Raw genomic sequence first — 20,023 nt, forward strand, 5'->3', positions numbered from 1 at the left:
GGCAATCTGCAGCGGGAACGAGCATCAAAGCAAGAACCGGATCGATCGCAGGCGCATTCGGGTCTCGTGACTCACGCGTCCGACGAGCCCCGCGATGGCGGGATTTTTTTATTGTGCGGAGTCCTGGCGCTGCGGTATAAGAGCCGTTCCAGAGAATTTTCTACCCATGTCCGCTCCGCTTCTTGATCCTGCAAAAACTGATTTACCTGACGGTCCGGTGCTGTTCGCCGTCGAGCTGTCGGGCGATGACGTGCGTGTCACCGGCTCTCATCGTCACGCCCGTGGCCAGATGTTCGGTGCGGTTCGCGGGTTGCTCTCCGTAGGAACCGATGACAGCCAATGGGTCGTACCCGCTATCCACGCGGTCTGGCTTCCGCCAAACCGCGCGCATTCTGTTCGTTCACACGGCGCGTTTGCCGGGTGGAGCGTCTACGTCAGTGAAAGCGCCTGCGCTGATCTTCCCAAAGAGCCTTGCACGGTTCGCACTTCCGGCCTGTTACGCGAGGCCGTGAGCCGCGCAGCAAGCTGGCACGACGGGGCGCTGAACGAGGCGCAGATGCGCGTGGCGGGGGTCATCCTCGATGAAACTCGCTCGTCACCGCGTGAAGCGCTTGGCTTGCCAATGCCGCGTGATGCGCGTGTGCTCAGGATCGCCCACGCACTTGCCGACAATCTCGCCGATAACCGCCGTCTGGATGAATGGGCCGACTGGGGCGGCGTTGCGCCGCGAACCTTGACGCGGCGGTTTATCGACGAGACGGGGTTCAGTTTTTCCGAATGGCGGCAACGCGCGCGTTTGATGCAGGCGTTGGAGATGCTTGCATCGGGCGCGGCTGTCACGACTATTGCGCTCGACCTTGGCTATGAAAACGTCAGCGCGTTCATCGCGATGTTTCGCCGGACCTTTGGCGTGACGCCGACCCAATATTTTGTCTGACGCCCGGGCGCTCCGGGAACGATCGAATGTCATGGTTCAAGCGTCGGCCCCGGTATCAGCCGCCACCTTTCCAATCCCGTCTATGAGCGCACGCCTGTTTGCCCGGCGCCGGCACGAGCCCGCTGGCGCTGGTATTCTGAGGGCTGACATTGCGATACATACTCCGCAAGAACCGTGAGCCTATTCGCACCACTGAATACCTTAAAGAAAAAGTCCATGAACGAACTGACCCTGCTGACCGAAGCCGATGACCGCGCCCGGCGCTATACCGAGTCCATCCCGGAACGCCGCGTGTTCCCCGATCAAGCGGCGCTTCAGGCGCTCGCCGCATTCAACGAGCCGCTTCCGGCGCGCGGGTATGCGCCAGAAGACGTGCTGCGGATGTTGGACGATATCGGTTCGCCCGGCACGGTGGTCTCGAACGGGCCTCGTTACTTCGGCTTTGTGATTGGCGCGGCGCTGCCTGCCGCCGCTGCCGCAGAACGGCTGATGCTGGCATGGGACCAATGCGCATCGTCGTTCGACAATTCACCGGTTGCGGCCACGCTTGAACGCGTTGCGGCGGGCTGGGTGCTGGAAGCGCTTGATCTGCCTCGCGAAAGCGCCGTGGGGTTCGGAACCAGCGCGACGGCGTGCACGCTAAGCTGCCTTGCCGCCGCTCGTCGCGTGCTGCTTGCACGCAAGGGCTGGGACTTCGACAACGACGGCCTCACAGGTGCTCCCGAGGTCAGGGTCGTCGTGTCCGAGCTTGTGCATATCACCGTGAAAAAAGCACTCCGTTTGCTTGGTTTCGGCATGAACAGGATAGTGTTTGCGCCGGTCAATCATCATGGGCAGGTGGACCCGGAACGTTTGCCGCCGCTCGATGACATGACCATCCTGTGCTTGCAGGCGGGTGAGGTCAACACGGGCGAATTCGATCCATTCGACGAACTCATTCCCCGGGCCAACGCTGCTGGCGCCTGGGTTCATGTTGACGCTGCGTTCGGCATGTGGGCACGTGCGTCCTCCCACGCGGACCTGACGAAAGGGATAGAAGGGGCCGATAGCTGGACCACCGACGCCCATAAATGGCTGAACACACCCTACGACTGCGCGATGGCAATCTGCCGGGATAGCGAAGCGCTCGCCGCAGCAATGAACAGCGATGCGGTGTATTTGAGCGGGGCGAGAGATGCCCAGAAAAACCTGACCCTCGAGTTCTCGCGACGGGCTCGCGGCATACCGGTGTGGGCCGCGTTGCGCTCGTTAGGGCGTGAAGGCGTGGCGTCGATGGTGAATAGGCACTGCGCGCTGGCGCGTCGCATTGCGCAGGGTCTTGAACAAGCGGGATTCGAAATTTTGAACCGCGTCACGATAAACCAGATCCTCGTTCGCGCACACACCGATGAACTCACGGTTGCCGCCCGCGAAGCGGTCCAGGCATCCGGCGAAGCCTGGTTTGGTGCGACCGTCTGGCAGGGGCGGCCGGCATTCAGGATCAGCGTGTCATCGTGGCGGACAACGGAACACGAAGCGGACGCGCTCGTGCAATTGTTGACCGGGATTGCTAAGTCACACTAACCAAGGCGGCAGTCATCGCGCTATCCGGCGCGATTTGCCCAGGCTAGCGCTGACGCTTGAGCAACGCACGAAGGTTGATCACGAGGCTAGCCAACACCGCCAGCGCGCCTAATGTTTCGAGTAATGGCGAGAGCATCGCGTCAGACCTCCCAGAGAGTCGAGCCGATTACATGCTCCCGACTCAACGCTTAAATCAAATGCCGTAACAGCAGTTGAAGACCGAGCGCCAGCATGCAGATAAAGAACCATCGGCGGAAGGTCGCGGGGCTGATATGGCCACGTATGTGTTGGCCGATCCACATGCCGCACAAAGCAGGGACGACGGCGAGCAGCGAACTGGTGAGATCGGCGGTTGTGAATGCGCTTGCGCGGGCAAGCCCGATTGCCAAGGCCACGGTCGATACGGTAAATGATAGTCCGAGGGCCTGGACGAGGTCTTCTTTTTTTAGATCGAGCGCTTGAAGATACGGGACCGCGGGTATGACGAAAACGCCCGTTCCTCCCGTGACCAGACCGGTCACCACGCCAATGACGGGCGACAGGCGCCGCTCATACCGTGCCGGTACGGAGAAGCGCCAGGACAGGAGCCCGGAGGCCGCGTAAAGCGTCAGTGCGGCGCCAAGCCCGGTGACGGCCCACGCCCCGCCGCTGCCGGCAATGAACGAAGCCGCAGCCACGGTACCGATCACAATTCCCGCCATCATCAACCACAAGCGCCTGACAAGCGCACCCAGGCGTGGGCCTGCAAGAAGCTGCCACACGTTGGTGATGAACGACGGCAGGATCAGCAGGCAAGCCGCCTCGGCGGGCAGCATGAGCGTTCCGAGCACACCCATTGCCACGGTCGGCAGTCCCATGCCCGTGACGCCCTTTACAGCGCCGGCCATCAGGAAGGTCAACGCAATGGCAGCGACGCGCGCGGTGTCAGCAGAGGTCATTGAAGTTTCGCAGGAAAATGATTTGCCCTGATTTTCCCCGGATTCGCAACGGCCACAATGCGGAAGATGCGTACTGTGCCTTAGGGTATAACTAAGGCTGATCAACCAAGTTTCTTCGGCCATGCGCTTCGACCTGATAGACCTGCGCCTTTTCCTGTCCATCCTCGAAACAGGCAGCATCACGCACGGCGCGGCTCAGGCGAACATGTCCCTGCCGTCCGCCAGTGCGCGTTTGCGCGGCATGGAGGAGGCATTGGGGATGCCGCTGCTGGAGCGAGGCCGCCGCGGCGTCGAGTCCACGCCGGCAGGGGACACGCTGGCGCACCACGCGCGCCTGGTACTCGGCCAGATCGCGCGAATGCAGGGTGAGTTGGGGGAGCACTCAGAGGCTCGCAGAACGCGTGTGCGGGTGTGGGCGAATACCGCGGCCGTGACGGAATTCCTGCCCCGTCCTCTGGGCGGATTTCTTCGGAACAATCCTGGCGTGCACATCGATTTGAAGGAGCGCCAGAGTACCGAGACGGTCAAGGCAGTGCTTAACGGTTCGGCGGAGATAGGCATTGTTTCCGATGCAGTCGAGCACGGGATGTTGCAGACGTTTCCGTTCGCCACCGACAAGCTGGTTCTGATCGTCGGGCGCGACCATGCGCTCAGCGGGCAACGTCGTGTCGCGCTAAGAGACGTGGTCGAGGAAGATTTCATCGGGTTGAGCGCCGGGAGTGCACTGCAGGATTATCTGGGCGAGCAGGCGCTGTTTGCCGGGCAGCCTTTCTACTTTCGCGCGCGGGTGCGGACCTTCGAAAACATCTACTGCATGGTCGGGCAAGGGGCGGGGCTGGGGATCGTGCCGGCAACGGCGGCCAAGCGGTATCGGGGGACGCCTGGCGTGCACACGGTGGAGTTAACCGACAGTTGGGCTACGCGCCAGCTCCTGATCTGCGTGCGCAATCTGGAGGCGTTGCAACGGCCGGAGCGCGCGCTGGTCGAGGCGCTTGTAACGGCGCCTGATGCGTGAACGTTAGCAGCTCAGATCGAAATATCCCTTGGCAAGGCATACCCCGTTCACCAGGATTTCGACATCGTGCCGCCCGGCGTAATGGATGCGCGTAGTGAAGTCCCGGATGTTCTGCGTGCGTTCTATCGCAACCTTTTGCCCGCCGTCGAGTGTCAACTCCTTGAGCTTGAATACCTTCGCGGCCGTCACGCCCGACTTCTTCACGTAATGCATCCTGTAGTCGATCACCAGCCGCTGGCTTTCCGGGCACCTGGACGCAAGGTCGAATGACAAGGTCACACGCTCCCCCAATGCAACCTGGCGTGGCGTCACCGCGAACTTGCTGAGCTTCACATCGGGCACGCCGCCCGCGCCGATCACGGCCAACGCGCGGCCGTTGCCGGCCTTGATCAAGGAGCGCAGGGCGCGTTTTGCGATCCAGGCCGTGTGAGCCTTTTCGATCGGCCACGTCGCCAGCCGATCCAACACCCACTCGGGATGCGATTTGGTTACATCGTTCAGATGATTGGCGACCGACTTGCGGACATAGAGGCTCGGGTCCGAGCGCAGGTTCTCCAAGATGGGCGCAGCCAGCGAAGGATCCGCCAGGATTGCGTCGAGCCGGAAAGACCAGGGCAAGCGCGGACGGCTGCCTTCACTCGCGAGGCGCCGCACGTCCTCACTGTCATCGCGTGACCAGACTTTCATGATGGCCAGCGCTCGCTTCAGATCCTTGCGCAGGAATTCGCGCACCGCGAACTCGGATGAACCCAGGACCGTGAAGAACTTGAGTGCGTCCATCGATACATCGAAGTCGTCCAGGCCGTATTGCCCGACGTAGTCGGGAGGGACCAGCGTGGCGAATCCCTTCTCGATACGCTGTGCCAGCGCACGAAGAACCTCGAGCGCCTGGCGGTAGTCGGCAGGCAGCGTTGCATGGAGTGCTTGGGTCATGCGGCGCAGGCGCTGCATCAGCGTCAGGTCGTCGAGTCCGGCTAGCGAGATCTTGAGGAAGCGCCGCGTGTCGAATAAGGGATAAACCGCTTTGACGTCGAGCGCCATGTCGCGGAATCGGCGCTCGTTGAAAATCTCTTTCAGTGCGGTGTTTTCGGTGTCCGACATCGTTATCGTTTTCTTGTTGAAATTGGCAAGGAGTTGCAGGCGGCTCGTCATGAAAGCGGCTAACACAACGCCGGAAAGAGAGTGTATCTGCTGCCCCTGTCAGATCTTGTCAGGAGTAGCGTTTCAAGGGCCGGTTCACCAGCAATTCAAAACCTGTCGAGTCATTTCCCAAACTTAAGTATCCGCTGATACCGCCGTTAACAAGAGGCCGGCCTGTCAGGTTTCAACGCTGTCTTAGATCACTCGACGACCATTCTGCAATAGCTTTTTCGACCCGCACCCGATGACACTTGGGCTCCGTTCGTGCTCCCGCGAACGTGACCGGTCAATGGGTGCTGCAAAGATATTTATTGTTTGACGCGTTAAGACACGTTGAAGGGCCATATCGAATTCAACGTTACGAAGAGTCGTCAAAATATGCTTAAAAAAGCGAGTGTTTCCACCGGCCTCCTGCTCGTTCTGGTCGTGTTCTGTCTTTTCCAGGTCGTAACAGAAGGGCTTGGTTTCTGGTCGCTTACCGCCACTCACGACGATGTCGGCAACCTGTCGAACATCGCGCTCAAGCAAGTCAATGAGGTCAATGAAACCACTCAGCGCCTGATGGACGCGCGCATCAACCTGTCGCGCGCAGGCACGCGCATGGCGCGCGGCGGCACGGAACCGGCCGACATCGTCCAGCATGCGCGCGAGCAGTTGGCGCAAGCCGACAAGTCATTTGCAGCCTTCGTCAATGCGCCTAAAACCGGCGATGAAAACACGGCGCGCACCGCCGCATTGCAGGAAAAATTCCAGGCGTATCACGGTGCGCTGAGTGAACTGACCCAGTACCTCGACGCCAACAATCTCCAGGCGTTCCTCGATCAGCCAACTCAGGGTTTCCAGGACCGCTACCTCGCCGAGCAACAAAACTTCGCCCGGTTCGGCGACGCCGCGAGCCAGTCGTATCTGGATTCCATCGATGCCCGGCTTGGCCTTTTCCGGGGCGTCGGCTTAGCGATTTTCGTGCTGCTCGTGGCCGGTGTCGCGTTCGTACACGTCGCGTTGCGCCGCGCCGTGGTCGCCCCGCTCGAGGAAGCCGGCCGCCACTTCGAGCGCATCGCCGAGGGCAAGCTCGACGAGCACATTGCCGATCGCGGCACCAACGAAATTGGCCGCTTGTTCGCCGGGCTTGCGTCGATGCAGGCAAGCGTCGCGCACACGGTGAAGACGGTGCGCGAGTCGTCGGATTCGATCAATCTTGGCGCCGATGAAATCGCCACCGGCAACGCGGATCTGTCGGCTCGCACGGAGAACCAGGCCGCATCGCTGGAAGAGACGGCATCGAGCATGGAGGAGCTGACCGCGACGGTGCGCCAAAACGCCGAGCATGCCCGCGATGCGAACAGCCTTGCCGGCGACGCACTGACTGCGACATCACGAGGCACGGGCGTGGTCGATCAGGTGGTCGAGAAGATGACCAGCATTGCCAGGAGCTCCGACAAGATTGCGGAGATTATCTCGGTGATCGACGGCATAGCGTTCCAGACCAACATTCTTGCGTTGAATGCGGCTGTCGAGGCGGCGCGTGCGGGTGAGCAGGGTCGCGGATTTGCGGTCGTGGCGAGCGAGGTGCGTGGGCTTGCGCAACGCAGCGCGCAATCGGCGAAGGAGATCAAGGAACTGATCGGCGAATCGGTCTCGCAGGTGAACGATGGTTCCGCGCTGGCGGGTCGTGCGGGTGAGGCAATGCGCGAGGTATCGACGTCAATCTCGCGCCTCACGCAGATGATGGCGGAAATCAGCGCCTCGTCGCTCGAGCAAAGCACGGGCATCGAGCAGGTCAATCAGGCCGTTGTGCAGATGGATGAAATGACGCAACAGAACGCGGCGCTGGTGGAGCAGGCGGCGTCGGCGGCGGCTTCGCTGCATGAGCAGACGCGCCACCTGAAGGCCGCGGTATCCGTGTTCAAGATCCCGGACGAGGGAAGGGTAACGCGGTACTAAGGACTGAAGCGGGCGCTTGCTCGCGGCGGCCTCACGCGGGCGCAAACGAGTGTGACGACGCCAGGATCCGGAAGGGAACGTGTTTCAACTCCCGCAACCGGACCAGGATACGCTGAGCGGTCAGCGTGTCATTGCCCGGCGGTTTCGCTCGCGGGCCGATCGAATGAATCCTTGAAGGCTTTCCGGCCGAGGTTGAAGCCCATCCGCGCAATCATGATGCCGATAACCGCAGCGGCCAGGCGATCCGATATCGCGAGACCCGCCATGCTCCCCAGAATTCCCACTGCGGCGATCAGCGCCGAAATGGCGTCCGAGCGCGCGTGCCAGGCGCTCGCCACGAGAATGGTGGAGCGAGTCCGCTTAGCCACGGACATGATGTAGCGAAACAGCGCTTCCTTGGCGACGATCACGAACACCGCCACGACCAATGCACTTGCATGAACGCTGGAAGCATTGGCCTCGTTGGCCACGTGTCCTAGACTGCTCCACAGCGTTTCCATTCCCGTCGCGATCAGCAGGAAGGAGATCAGCAGCGACCCGATGGTTTCGTATCGATCGCATGAGTCTCTGGCGCTCCGGTGCACCGCCGTAGCGCTGAGGCGCAAGACCGCCAGCACCATTCCGTCCGCGGCCAGATCCGCCAGCGTATGTACGCCGTCGGCGAGCAATCCGTCCGAGTAAGCCAGCCAGCCGATCACAATCTGCATCGTCATCAAGGCCGCGTTCAGCAGAACGCTTACCTGGGCCGCCTTGAAGGCGGCATCCTGCTTCTCGCGGCCGTGCTCGGACGTCGACGACATCGTGGAGGGGATTATTAGTGTGGGTACAGCACCGTAACCGCGCTACGTGGCGAAGATATGACACGGCTCGAGGTTGGCGGGGAGGGGCCATGCGAGGGAGCGGGCGGGGCGGTCGCGAGAACCGCTCCGGCGCTTGCAACGCCAGCCCGGACGGTCTTTCAGCCGCGACGAGCAGGGCGTCATCGCGGGTCATTCGTTCCAGGAGATTCGGCTATTTTCTCAAGTGCTATCCGCTCTTGCCGTAAAGTCCTATACCAGTCTTGCAACAGCTTGCATCCTTTGAGGTCGTACAGTGGCAAAACAGCATTCGCTCACGTTCCGGATGACTGCGTTTATCGTCGTGGTCTGCGCGTTGCTCGTGGGCACGGATATCTGGCGCAGTCTGGCTGCCCGACAGGTGCAGTTGAAGGAAATGACGTCGGCCACGACGAATCTCGCCCGCGCGATGGCGCAGCACGCGAACGACACGATCAAAGAGTCTGACACCGCAATAACGGGCATCGTCGAGCGTGTTGAACACGACGGCACCAACCCGGCTGCCCTGGAACGGCTCCGCCAATTATTTTCGTCCCGCCTGAGCCAACTGCCGCAACTCAACGGCTTGTTTGTTTTTGACCGGACCGGTCAGCTGATCGTAAGCGCAGAGCCCGGGAAATTGCGCAGCTATAACAACGCGGACAGGGATTATTTTGTCTTTCATCAGAGCCACCCGGATCGCGGTGTACGCGTTGGCGAGCCCTTGCTCAGCCGTACGACCGGAAAGTGGACCGTGCCCGTGTCGCGGCGAATTGACGACGCTCACGGTAATTTCGCCGGCGTGGTTGTGGCGACAATCGACATCGATTTCTTCTTGCGGTTTTATAGCAGCCTGGATATTGGGCATGGCGGCGCCGCGGTGCTGATACTTGATAACGGGCGAATGGTCGTACGCCGGCCGTTCGAGAGCCGCTTTCTGGGCGCGGATGTTTCGGAGACGGTTCTTTTCCACGCCCATGAACTGACCAAGTCAGGAACGTTCCTTTCGAAGTCATCACAAGATGGCGTTGTGCGGCTCAATAGCTTTCGAAGCTTGCAGGACTATCCGCTGTTCGTTGCTGCTGCTTTGTCGCAGCAAGAAATACTGGCGGATTGGTGGTCCGATACGCTTTGGCATTCGACAGGTGTAGGCGCGTTGGTTATCGCGCTGGCGTTTTTTGGTTTTCGCCTTATCCGGCTCATCGGGCTAAGGACTGCGGCGGAAGAGCGGCTCGCGGCCAGCCTCGAAATGACGCGTGCCATTCTTGATACAGCGATTAACCCGATCATCACCATCGATGGCGGCGGTGTTGTGCGCTCGCTGAATCCGGCCGGTGAGAAAGCCTTCGGCTACGCATCGCATGAGCTGGTCGGGCAGAACATCAGGACGCTCGTTCCCGATAACTTCGTCGATGCCTATAACGATTACGTCGCCCAGTTTGCACAACAAGGCAGGACGGGCGCCGGCAGCGGCCGGGAATTGGCGGGACTGCGCAAGGACGGCTCGATCTTTCCGGCGCACGTTTCCACTGCCCCGATGGTCGTCGCGGGCGAGGTTTGTTTCGTCTGCGTCATCACGGATCTTACTGAACAGCACGGACAACGCACGGCGCTGGCCGCCACGCGGGACCAGTTGTTACTGGCCGCCCAAACGGCAGAGCTTGGCATCTGGTCCTGGGACCTGGCGGACAACGCGCTGCATTGGAACGCGCGCATGTTCGATATCTACGAACAACCGAAGTCGCTGCTCGGCGGCGGTTTGAATTTCGATCACTGGCGCACGCGCGTGCATCCTGAGGACATCGACGCCACGATGCATTCGCTCACCGCGGCGATCAGTGGAAACGGCAGCGAGCTCCCGCTCTTTCGAATCGTGCTTCCAGGTGGGCAGATCCGTTACATCCAGTCGCGCATCCGGCTCGAACGGGACGCGAGCGGCGCGCCGGTCGTCATGACAGGGATCAACCGCGACATTACCGACCAGCATCAACTAGAACTCCAGTTGCGTGAGGCGAAGGAGCAGGCTGACGCTGCGAGCGCTGCGAAGTCTTCGTTCCTCGCGAACATGAGCCACGAGATCCGCACCCCGATGAATGCAGTATTGGGCATGCTGCATCTTGTACAACTAAGCAATCTCAATCTGCGTCAGCGCGACTACGTCAGCAAGGCACAGACAGCGGCGAAGTCGTTGCTTAGCCTGCTTAACGACATTCTTGACTACTCGAAGATCGACGCGGGCAAGCTGCAACTCGACGTGCATCCGTTCGAGCTGGAACCGTTGATGCAGGACCTGGGCGTGGTCCTGTCCGGCAACCAGGGTGACAAGAACGTCGAAGTTTTGTTCGACCTTGATTCGGCGCTGCCCAATTCGTTGATCGGCGATAGCCTTCGGCTGCAGCAGGTCCTGATCAATCTGGCCGGCAACGCACTCAAATTCACGTTGAGCGGACAAGTCATCGTCAGCGTCGAGTTGCTGCAACGCGAGGATGAAGCGGTCCGTGTACGGATTGCGGTAACGGATAGTGGCATCGGCATCAGCAGCGAGCAGACCGCGCGTATTTTCGAGGGCTTCACTCAGGCCGAGACTTCGACAACGCGACGTTTCGGCGGGTCGGGCCTGGGATTGGTCATTTGCAAGCGCCTGGTCGGATTGATGGGCGGCGACCTTCAGGTCGAAAGCGAAGTAGGCGTGGGCAGCCGGTTCTGGTTCGACATCACGCTTGGGGTCGATGGCGCGCAATCTCCCGTCACTGCACCTGTCATCGACCGGCCTTTGCGGTTGCTGGTTGCCGACGACAATCAGATGGCAGGAGAGCTGCTGGTCCGGACCGTCGCGACGCTCGGATGGCACGCAGACTTTGTTTGCGGTGGTATCGACGCAGTCAGGAAGATCAGCGAGTCGGTGCACGCGGAGCAGCCTTACGACGTGGTGCTGATGGATTGGCGCATGCCGGACCTTGATGGACTGAACGCGGCAAAGCTCATTCGCGGGGCGAAAGACGGCCTGCCTCTTCCCGTGGTCGTCATGGTCACCGCTTACGGGCGCGAAGTGTTGGCTGAGGCTCGGGATGCTGGAGAGGCGCCGTTCGCGGGCTTCCTGACCAAACCGATCACGCCGAGGCAACTGAGCGACGTTGTACTGCGTGCGCTGAGCGCTGCGAGTACACCACAGCCTGAGCTGCAGGAGCCGGCTTCCAAACCTGCTGCTCGCTTGGCCGGGCTTAATCTGCTCGTGGTTGAAGACAACGCCGTGAATCGTCAGGTCGCCGAGGGGGTGCTAAGAGCGGAGGGCGCTCAAGTACAACTCGCCGAGGGTGGGATCGAAGGCGTGAGAAGGGCGACGACAGCAGGCATTCCGTTCGACGCAGTCCTGATGGATATCCAGATGCCGGACATCGACGGCTTCGAAGCGACACGGCGCATTCGCAAGAATCCTCGCTATGCCGCGCTACCCATTGTCGCGATGACGGCGAATGCATCGAACGCCGATCGGCAAGCGTGTCTTGATGCCGGCATGAACGATCACGTGGGCAAACCGATCGATGTCGAGCGGCTGGTGTCGGTGCTGCACGCTCAAATTGATGGAAAAAAATTCCCGCTCGCGACCGCGGCCAATCAAGCGCCCAATCAAGCGCCGTCCGAAGCGGAAGAGTTTGCCGAACCGCTGGTTGAATCGAAAACATCGATTGTTGCGCGTTTCGGTGGCAATATTGCGCTGATCAACAGCGTCCTGGATAACTTCGGGTCGCAGACGGAAAAGCAACTCATGCTGCTTAGCCAGCAAATCGCGCAGGGCGAGCCGCTTGGTGCAGCCTCGGTGCTGCATGCAATTAAAGGGACCGCGGGAACGGTGGGCGCTCGCGCGCTTGCGGCGCGGGCCGGCCAGCTTGAATATGATTTACGCCACGCCGATGTGTCGGCAACGAACGTTGTCATCACTGAAGAGGGCGTTGCCGATCTGAGAAGCCTGCTGCAAGACAGCGTTGCTGCATTGGCGGACGAATTTGGCGGTGACACAATCGAGGCGCCTGCAATCGACGTTACCTGGCCGTCAGCAGAATGGAAGCTGCGCCTGAACGAGATCGTGGCATTTCTTGAGTCATCGAATTTGCAGGCCGTCGCGCTTGCCGAGGCATTGGTTGCGCACACGGGGCCGGAACAGCGGGTCCAATTCAATCAGTTCCTGACGCAGGTAAGGGAATTGGATTTCGCGGTCGCGGCGCTCAGCGCGCGCGACATGCTGAAGCGATCGTGACCTATGGAGCATATTCTGGAAAGCTGGTTACTTCATGCGAATCGCCGTCCCAAGATCCTGATTGCCGACGATCAGCCGACGAACATTCGTGTTCTATTCGAGCTGTTTCGCGACCAGTGCGACGTGTTCATGGCAACGAGCGGCGCGCAAACCATACAAATCTGTCGCGCTGAGTTGCCCGATCTGATCCTGCTGGACGTGGTGATGGATGATATCGATGGTCATGAGGTATGCCGTCGTCTTAAGGCTGACCCGCGGACCAGCGCCATACCGATTATCTTCGTGACCTCGCAGAATCAGGAGGCAGATGAAGTCATCGCCTTGGGGCTGGGTGCTGTCGACTTCATCACGAAACCTATCAACCCGGTCATTGTGCGCGCGCGCGTGCGCACACACCTGACCCTGAAGCTGCAGGGTGATTTGCTGCGCGCGAGCGCATTGCTTGACGGCTTGACGGGTGTTGCGAACCGCCGCAAATTTGACGAGGATCTGCAGACTGATTGGCGTCAGTGCCTGAGAGAGACCGCACCCCTCTCATTGATCTTGATCGATATCGACTATTTCAAGCTGTATAACGATCGCTATGGTCATCAGGCAGGTGATACTTGCCTGAAACTTGTCGCCAGGGCGCTAGTTGAAACGCTTCGGCGGCCCTATGACAAGCTGGCCAGATATGGGGGTGAAGAGTTTGCCTGTCTTTTGCCGAAGACTGAACTCGCGGGGGCGAGCGCAATGGCGGAAAGAATGCGAACGCGCGTGAGCGAATTGAATGTGGAGCATCTCGGCTCCGACGTTGCTCAGGTCGTGACCATCTCCCTGGGCGTTGCATCCATGGTGCCGACGCCCTCTGTCACTCCAGAATTATTGTTGAAGGCCTCGGACCAACAGCTCTATGAAGCGAAGCGCACGGGCCGTGCGCGTGTCTGTACGTTGACGACGTCGTGAGTCGGGTCCGAATTGCGCGGCGCCGCTCGCGCACGCATGATGATCTGAACGTCTTTACGGCGGACGACGAGCCCGCCGATCAATGACACTGTTCTGATTCAGCCTTTCCTTTACAACGGATGTGTACGTTCGTTTGCCACTGCCTGCCCCGAATCAGCGTCCGCCGACTGCCAGTATTGAATGATGGCGTGAACTTCAGCTTCGATGCGTCGCACGGTGGTGATGATAGTTTGAATCCGGGCTTGCAGGACGACGGCCTTGAACGGTTTGGCGATGACATCCGCTGCGCCGAGGTCGAGGGCGCGCTGTTCAGCGTCGATGTCGGCTGCCGGCGCGATATAAACGATAGGCACATGTTCGAGCGCCGCCTCGGCTTTCAGTGCCGCGAAAATTTCAAACCCGTCGTTCTGCGCGGTATGGGTGTCGAGAAGAATGAGGGTCGGCGGGTGGCTGTGCGCTTGCCGCAATGCATCTTCGCGGGAGGCCACAAAATGTAAGGTGCCTGTATTTTCCAGCGTTCGCCGCATTAGCTGGATAGTGGAAAGATCATCTTCGATGATCAGCAGGTCAGGCTTTTCCGGCGTCTGCGCCCAGGTTCGTAACTTGCCCGCTCGACAGTCACGATCGATATCTTTCACGATCTGCCTCACGCGGAGTTGAGCGCGCACGCGAGCCTTGAGTTGCGCGGCAACGAGCGGTTTCGTGACGTAATCAGCTGCACCCAGTCTCAGCGCATCGACTTCCAACGCAGGCGCGTCATGGCTCGTCACGAAAATGATCGGGACGTGTGCCAGATTTGCGTCGGCCTTAAGGACTTCGCATGCATCGAATCCGGTCATGCCCGGCATATCTGCATCCAGGAGAATAAGGTCGGGGGGTGAATCTTGTGCAAGCTCAATGGCAGCTTCACCTGAGGTGGCGAACCGTTGATCAGGGTACGCGGCAAGCATTTGACTCATGATTCGAATGGTCAACGGATCGTCGTCTACTAAAAGAAGTCGCGCACAGTTTGCTGACATTCGATTCTTCCTCAGGATTTTTAATGTATGTCGCCATGATGCGGCATTCGGATGCAGCTTGATCGGGGGAAATGCGGTGGTATTGGACCTTAAATCGAATCTTGCCGCGGCCGCGAATAGGAAGTCTTGCCGCATTCTAATATAGGGCGGCCCGATGGGCTGTAGGTCAAGTGTCAAAGCCGAATGCCACAAAGCCGCTGTATTTAGTGCGACTGCGGTGGTTGCTCAGATCCGATTCGTTCACGGCCTCGCTAAACTGAATTCAATTGAAAAATGGACGTCCGCATTCCGTAAGATTGAGGAACGGAGGTATTGGGCAATTCGACGATGTGTTCGGCATGATCCGCGAGAATTCGTAGGTAGCGGATGTGCTTGAGGTAGCAACTATTTATCTCGGGGCATCGGGGGCTAGAATTGAACGTGGCGCCGGTCCTTTTGGTGTGGAACCGATTGCCTTGGCTCGATTTATCAACGGCAGGCAACCATGAACACTCGCTATGCGTGTTTCGTTCGCCCGGCGCTGGCTGCGATTTGCGTCGCTTCGCTCGCAACGCTCGTGGCGTGCGGCGGAAACTCCTGCATCGGCCTTAACGGCTGTGGCGGCGGAAATGGGGTGCCGAACGAGGCGCCAAACGTCGCCATATCCGGCACGGCCGCTACCGGCAGTGCGCTCGCCAGCGCGACGGTCAGCTTCAGTTGTGCGCAGGGTTCTGGCTCCGCCTTGTCGGACGGTGGTGGACACTATGCGATCACGTTCAACGCCACGCCTCCTTGCGTCATCACCGTGACCTCTGGCGCCACGAGCCTGCATTCGCTGGCGTTTGGCGGGGGCACCTTTAATACGACGCCAGAAACCGAGTTGCTTCTCGTCTATCTCGCTTCCCAGCTTGGCACCAACGAAACCAGTCTGATCGCCGGCTTCCCGAGTAACGCGCAGTTCCAGCAAGCGCTGGAAAACCAGGCCGATGTGCTGGCCGCACAATCGGCGGTCGACACCAATCTGCAACAGCGCTACGCTCTTACGCTGACGGCACCGGCGTTTCTGACGACGCCATTTGTTGTTGGACAAGCAGGCGTCGACGGCGATCTCGACACGCTGGCGCGAGCGGGCGCTATCGATACCAATGGCATGCCCGATCAGGCCGCCGTCTCGCTACTGACGGCAGCGGGTCTCGCCCATCCTCTCGCAACCACGGCCACACCTTCGTCCGGCACCGGCACCGGCACCGGCAGCACAAGCGGCACCACAGGCGGCATGATGTGACGCTTGGCGAGCTGCAGACCATAAAATCGAACCCTGGGTGGCGCTGACTCCCGTACTGCAGCGTGCGAGACAGCAGATTAAATGTCGACTCACGACAGTCGACGTCGGCATCGTTCCAGATTCGCGCGGAAGCTCGACAATTGGCCTATCTCAACTTGCTAAGTTGTACTCGTCAAAGAGACGATAAAGTCAAGAAATACCCTCGTCTTGGCCGGCGTGTGGTGCCGCGATGGATGGTATGCATAGAGCGGGAAGTGCTCATCCGGCCAGTCCGGGAACAGATTGACGAGCCGGCCCTCCCGGATCAGAGGTTCGGCTCCGAGCAGAAGCATCTGCGCGACGCCGGAGCCGGCCAGGCACGCGTTGAGGAGTGCGCTCGGATCATTCACCGTAAGCCTTCCATTCGTCTCGACAACAAGCTTTTTGCGCTTGCGATGAAACTCCCACGAATACGGCTTTCCGGTTTCCGGGTTCCGGAATTCGAGACACCTGTGCACCCCGCGCCCCAGCTCTTGAGGCTCCGCTGGCCGCCCCCGGCGAGCGAGGTACGAGGGTGCTGCGACTGTGACAACCGCGGTGTCCAGGAGCTTTCGCGCAATCAGACTGGATGAGCGCGGTTCGCCAAATCGCAAGGCCAGATCGAAGCCGTCCATGATGAGGTCGCCGAGCTGATCTCTCGCGATGAACTCGAGTTCAAGTTCAGGATGCGCATCCATGAATTCGTCGAGCTTCGGGCTCAGAGCGATTCGCAAAAAAGCCGGATCAAGATTGATTCGCAGCTTCCCGCGTACTGTCACGGCGCCGCCCGCCGCGGCTGCGGCCGCTTCCTCCATCCCCCTTAAGTGCGGCATGACCTGCTCGTAGAACCGTCGGCCCTCTTCGGTCAGGGAAACGGCGCGGGTCGTCCGGTTGAAGAGCCGTATTTTCAGCCGCCTTTCGAGCCGAGCGATGGCCCGGCTAACCCCCGGTGGCGACATACCCATCACTTCGGAGGCGGCGGCAAACGTCCCCGCATCGACGACAGCAGCAAATACGCTGATACCGCTGGAGAGATTCTCGCTGGACGATCTCATTGGCGCGCCCTCCTGGTCATTTGATGGTCGGAACAAAAAACGCACTATGACTCATTAGTGACTATCAGTCATTTCATAAGTGTCATTCATGTCATTTAGTTTCTTGTCGTCTTTGCCCACAATGCATCCCAACGGTCCGTTTCAACCTCAACGATCCCAAGGAGCATTGCCATGAATACCCGTCATTTCGCACTGGCCATCGCGGCCGCCATCGCCTTCCCTGCAGCTGGATACGCTCAGGAATCCAGCTCGACTGTCACTCGTGCGCAGGTGCGCACAGAGCTCGTACAACTGGAAAGCGTGGGCTACCGGCCCGGCCGCGCCAACGATCCACATTACCCCGCGGACATTCAGGCAGCCGAAGCGGCGCTGGCCTCGCAGAAGGGGGCCGGGTCGAACGTCGACAGCAGCATGGGCGGTGTGCGCAGCGGTTCGTCCGCATCGGGCAACCGCATCGCCACGCATGTAGCGTTCGACTCGCTTTATTCGCGTCACTGATCGACACGTCACACCAGGCGTTGTTCATTTCGATTTCCGGGGACGCCTCAGAAGTGGGGCCTCTCCTTCGACATCAACGTATCAACGTACAGCCGAGATCTGTACAGACAGTTCGAGCAGGGGCTGCAGCACGTTTTGCGGCACGCCTGAGCGCTGATCAGTGATCGGGACAGATCCATTTACGCCAAGGAGAAACGGCAATGTATGCAATTACAGGAATAACAGGAAAGGTCGGCGGGGCGGTGGCTCGCACGTTGCTCGCAGCGGGCCATCCGGTACGCGCGGTGGTACGCGATGCCGCCCGGGCACGTTCATGGGCTGAGCGCGGCTGTGAAGTGGTGACAGCCGACATGGACGACGCGGTGTCCCTTACCGCCGCTTTCGAGGGCACGCAAGGCGTCTTCATTCTGCCGCCGTCCGACTTTGATCCGGCGCCGGGCTTTCCCGGAGCACGTGTTGTCATCGACGCCGTGAGCGCCGCGCTTCAGTCGGCGGCGCCGGAGAAGGTCGTTTGCCTCTCGACGATTGGCGCGCAAGCCGCCGAGACTAATCTGCTCACGCAACGCACGCTGATGGAGCAGGCGCTGAGCACGCTGCCCATGCCGGTCACGTTTCTGCGACCTGGCTGGTTCATGGAGAACGCAGCGTGGGATGTGGCGCCGGCCCGCGATACGGGGACTATTCCCAGCTTTCTACAGCCGCTCGACAAACCTGTACCGATGGTCGCCACGGCAGATGTCGGCCGCGTCGCCGCGCAACTGCTTCAGGAGAGAGGGCGCGGTGTGCGTGTCGTCGAGCTGGAGGGGCCGCAGCGTGTCACTCCGATCGACATCGCGGACACGTTCGCCAGAATTCTTGGCCATGCAGTAGTCGCGCAAGTCGTTCAGCGTGACACGTGGGAGTCGCTGTTCCGGTCCCAAGGTATGAAAGAACCGATGCCGCGTATGCGCATGCTCGACGGCTTCAATGAAGGCTGGATCGCCTTCGAAGGCGAGGAAGCCGACATCGTCAAGGGCGAAGTGGAACTCGAAACAGTTCTGCGAGGCCTCGTCTTGCAGGCAAGCACGCAGGCGGACTAACGCGGGCGCCATTCGCTCATCATTCATCAAAGGGTTCGTTATGGAATACAGCACACTCGGCAGCTCAGGGCTGCGCATTTCGCGTCTTTGTCTTGGCGCCATGACCTTTGGCGCCGGGACCGGAATCTGGGGCGAGATTGCCGGCCTCGACCGCGCCCAGGCCACACGGCTTGTCGCGATGGCCGTCGAGCGCGGCATCAACCTGATCGATACGGCTGACGCCTATTCGCAAGGGCACTCTGAAGCGGTCGTCGGTCAGGCGTTGGCTGACCTTGGACTCGACGAATCGCGCATGCTGGTCGCGACTAAAGTCCGGCTGCGCACGGGCGTCGAGCACAACGACGTCGGGCTCGGCCGCTCGCACATCATGCGATCAGTGGAAACGAGTCTTCGGCGTATCGGCCGGGATCATATCGACCTGTTTCAGTTGCACGACCGTGACGCACTCGTGCCGCTCGAAGAAACGCTTCGCGCGCTGGATGATCTTGTCACGCAGGGAAAGGTGAGGCACATCGGCGTGTGCAATTTCAGCGCGGGCGATCTGGAGCGCGCACAGGGAATTACCGCCCGGACGCACCGGGCGCGCGTTGTCAGCAATCAGGTTCACTATGCGCTGACGAGTCGCGACGTCGAGTATGAGATTGCGCCCGTGGCAAAGGCGAATGATGTTGCGCTTCTGGTGTGGAGTCCGCTCGCGGGCGGGTACCTGAGCGGTAAGTACACGCAGGGAAGCAGCGGCGAAACGGGGCGTCGAACCAAACTGAATTTTCCGCCGATCGATCCCGCAAAGGCGGATCCTGTCGTGCGTGTATTGCGCGACATTGCAACGGAATTGAACGCGTCGCCGGCTCAGGTTGCATTGGCCTGGACCCTCCAGCGCCGTGAAGTCTGTTCCGTCATCGTGGGCGCGCGCACGCCCGAGCAACTGACCGCCAACCTCGACGCCCAGCAAATCGAATTGAACGCGGCGCAGACCGAACGTCTGAATCAGGTTTCGCAGCCGCAGCTGCCCTATCCTTACTGGATGCAGCAGTTCCACGACAAGGATCGGGTAGTGGTCTGATTGCTTGATCAGCGATAACCCCGTCACTCGATCAAAGGACGACGGATCACCGTCGTCGAAGTAACCAACTCCTTCCGCCGTTCGGATGTTTGCGCCAAGGGAAGGCCCCGGCCGTCCGAAAGGACGCCGGCCTTCGACTCCGCTTGGGCGATGCGAAACATCTGTTCCGGCTGTGTTGCGACATAGCGTGTCATGGATCGCTACCGAGTCGTTTGCAGAGGACGGTGGACGTCGCGCGTTTCACGCATCGGTTTTGATCGCCATCGAGCCTTGATACCTCCTCTCCGCCATCGCGATATGAACGCCCTTAAGACCACGCCGACGATTGCTCGCTGATTCCGGACCCCGCAAGAAGCGAACATTGTCCGGGTCACGTCAAATCGGACAACCATTTCTGTATCACTTTTAAAACGGCCGACAAATGCTTATGCGATCGCGGTTTGAAGGTCGCAAAGGCGCGGTTTCAAATGACGTT

At 60.2% G+C, this 20,023-nt stretch carries 15 protein-coding genes; 10 read left to right on the forward strand and 5 right to left on the reverse strand.

Features of this window, described 5'->3' with window-relative positions:
* Nucleotides 1–166: 166 nt before the first annotated feature.
* Together FH08_RS0130450 and FH08_RS0130455 are read left to right on the forward strand one after the other, a co-directional pair.
* Complete coding sequence (locus FH08_RS0130450; RefSeq protein WP_031361982.1) at nt 167–937, forward strand: AraC family transcriptional regulator; 771 nt, start codon at nt 167–169, stop codon at nt 935–937.
* Nucleotides 938–1,153: 216 nt separating this feature from the next.
* Nucleotides 1,154–2,500 carry a pyridoxal phosphate-dependent decarboxylase family protein gene (locus FH08_RS0130455; protein ID WP_031361983.1) on the forward strand — a complete coding sequence of 449 codons (1,347 nt, stop codon included), beginning with the start codon at nt 1,154–1,156 and terminating at the stop codon, nt 2,498–2,500.
* Nucleotides 2,501–2,688: 188 nt separating this feature from the next.
* Here FH08_RS0130455 and FH08_RS0130460 read toward each other — a convergent pair whose 3' ends face one another.
* Complete coding sequence (locus FH08_RS0130460; protein ID WP_031361984.1) at nt 2,689–3,438, reverse strand: sulfite exporter TauE/SafE family protein; 750 nt, start codon at nt 3,436–3,438, stop codon at nt 2,689–2,691.
* Between the two features lie 121 nt (nt 3,439–3,559).
* On the opposite strand from FH08_RS0130460, the gene FH08_RS0130465 reads away from it, so the two are divergent.
* Nucleotides 3,560–4,453, forward strand: coding sequence for a LysR family transcriptional regulator (locus tag FH08_RS0130465; protein ID WP_031361985.1), 894 nt, complete (start codon nt 3,560–3,562; stop codon nt 4,451–4,453).
* A gap of 3 nt (nt 4,454–4,456) precedes the next feature.
* Here FH08_RS0130465 and FH08_RS0130470 read toward each other — a convergent pair whose 3' ends face one another.
* Nucleotides 4,457–5,554, reverse strand: a complete 1,098-nt coding sequence (locus FH08_RS0130470) for a DNA alkylation repair protein (RefSeq protein WP_031361986.1) — start codon at nt 5,552–5,554, stop codon at nt 4,457–4,459.
* A gap of 417 nt (nt 5,555–5,971) precedes the next feature.
* On the opposite strand from FH08_RS0130470, the gene FH08_RS0130475 reads away from it, so the two are divergent.
* Nucleotides 5,972–7,537 carry a methyl-accepting chemotaxis protein gene (locus FH08_RS0130475; RefSeq protein WP_031361987.1) on the forward strand — a complete coding sequence of 522 codons (1,566 nt, stop codon included), beginning with the start codon at nt 5,972–5,974 and terminating at the stop codon, nt 7,535–7,537.
* Between the two features lie 128 nt (nt 7,538–7,665).
* Here FH08_RS0130475 and FH08_RS0130480 read toward each other — a convergent pair whose 3' ends face one another.
* Nucleotides 7,666–8,337 (reverse strand): cation diffusion facilitator family transporter, encoded by a 672-nt coding sequence (locus tag FH08_RS0130480; RefSeq protein ID WP_051888663.1) that lies wholly within the window; start codon nt 8,335–8,337, stop codon nt 7,666–7,668.
* A gap of 292 nt (nt 8,338–8,629) precedes the next feature.
* Here FH08_RS0130480 and FH08_RS0130485 point away from each other — a divergent pair, with 292 nt between their 5' ends.
* The gene (locus tag FH08_RS0130485; RefSeq protein WP_235210551.1) at nt 8,630–12,607 is read left to right on the forward strand and encodes a response regulator; all 3,978 of its coding nucleotides are present in this window, start codon (nt 8,630–8,632) and stop codon (nt 12,605–12,607) included.
* A 3-nt stretch (nt 12,608–12,610) separates the two neighbouring features.
* Nucleotides 12,611–13,552, forward strand: coding sequence for a diguanylate cyclase domain-containing protein (locus tag FH08_RS0130490; RefSeq protein WP_031361990.1), 942 nt, complete (start codon nt 12,611–12,613; stop codon nt 13,550–13,552).
* Between the two features lie 110 nt (nt 13,553–13,662).
* Here FH08_RS0130490 and FH08_RS0130495 read toward each other — a convergent pair whose 3' ends face one another.
* Entirely contained in the window at nt 13,663–14,706 is a 1,044-nt protein-coding gene (locus FH08_RS0130495; RefSeq protein WP_081889626.1) for a response regulator, read from the reverse strand.
* A gap of 349 nt (nt 14,707–15,055) precedes the next feature.
* On the opposite strand from FH08_RS0130495, the gene FH08_RS0130500 reads away from it, so the two are divergent.
* Nucleotides 15,056–15,835 carry a hypothetical protein gene (locus FH08_RS0130500; RefSeq protein ID WP_051888665.1) on the forward strand — a complete coding sequence of 260 codons (780 nt, stop codon included), beginning with the start codon at nt 15,056–15,058 and terminating at the stop codon, nt 15,833–15,835.
* Nucleotides 15,836–15,993: 158 nt separating this feature from the next.
* On the opposite strand, the gene FH08_RS0130505 is transcribed toward FH08_RS0130500, so the two are convergent.
* Nucleotides 15,994–16,908, reverse strand: a complete 915-nt coding sequence (locus tag FH08_RS0130505; protein WP_031361993.1) for a LysR family transcriptional regulator — start codon at nt 16,906–16,908, stop codon at nt 15,994–15,996.
* Between the two features lie 171 nt (nt 16,909–17,079).
* Here FH08_RS0130505 and FH08_RS0130510 point away from each other — a divergent pair, with 171 nt between their 5' ends.
* The 3 genes from FH08_RS0130510 to FH08_RS0130520 all read left to right on the forward strand — a co-directional run bounded on the left by FH08_RS0130510 (nt 17,080) and on the right by FH08_RS0130520 (nt 19,548).
* Nucleotides 17,080–17,406, forward strand: coding sequence for a DUF4148 domain-containing protein (locus FH08_RS0130510; protein ID WP_031361994.1), 327 nt, complete (start codon nt 17,080–17,082; stop codon nt 17,404–17,406).
* A gap of 200 nt (nt 17,407–17,606) precedes the next feature.
* Nucleotides 17,607–18,485 (forward strand): NmrA family NAD(P)-binding protein, encoded by an 879-nt coding sequence (locus tag FH08_RS0130515; protein WP_031361995.1) that lies wholly within the window; start codon nt 17,607–17,609, stop codon nt 18,483–18,485.
* Between the two features lie 40 nt (nt 18,486–18,525).
* Nucleotides 18,526–19,548 carry an aldo/keto reductase gene (locus FH08_RS0130520; RefSeq protein ID WP_031361996.1) on the forward strand — a complete coding sequence of 341 codons (1,023 nt, stop codon included), beginning with the start codon at nt 18,526–18,528 and terminating at the stop codon, nt 19,546–19,548.
* Nucleotides 19,549–20,023 lie beyond the last annotated feature (475 nt).

The organism is Caballeronia sordidicola (assembly GCF_000729995.1).
Lineage (GTDB): Bacteria > Pseudomonadota > Gammaproteobacteria > Burkholderiales > Burkholderiaceae > Caballeronia > Caballeronia sordidicola_A.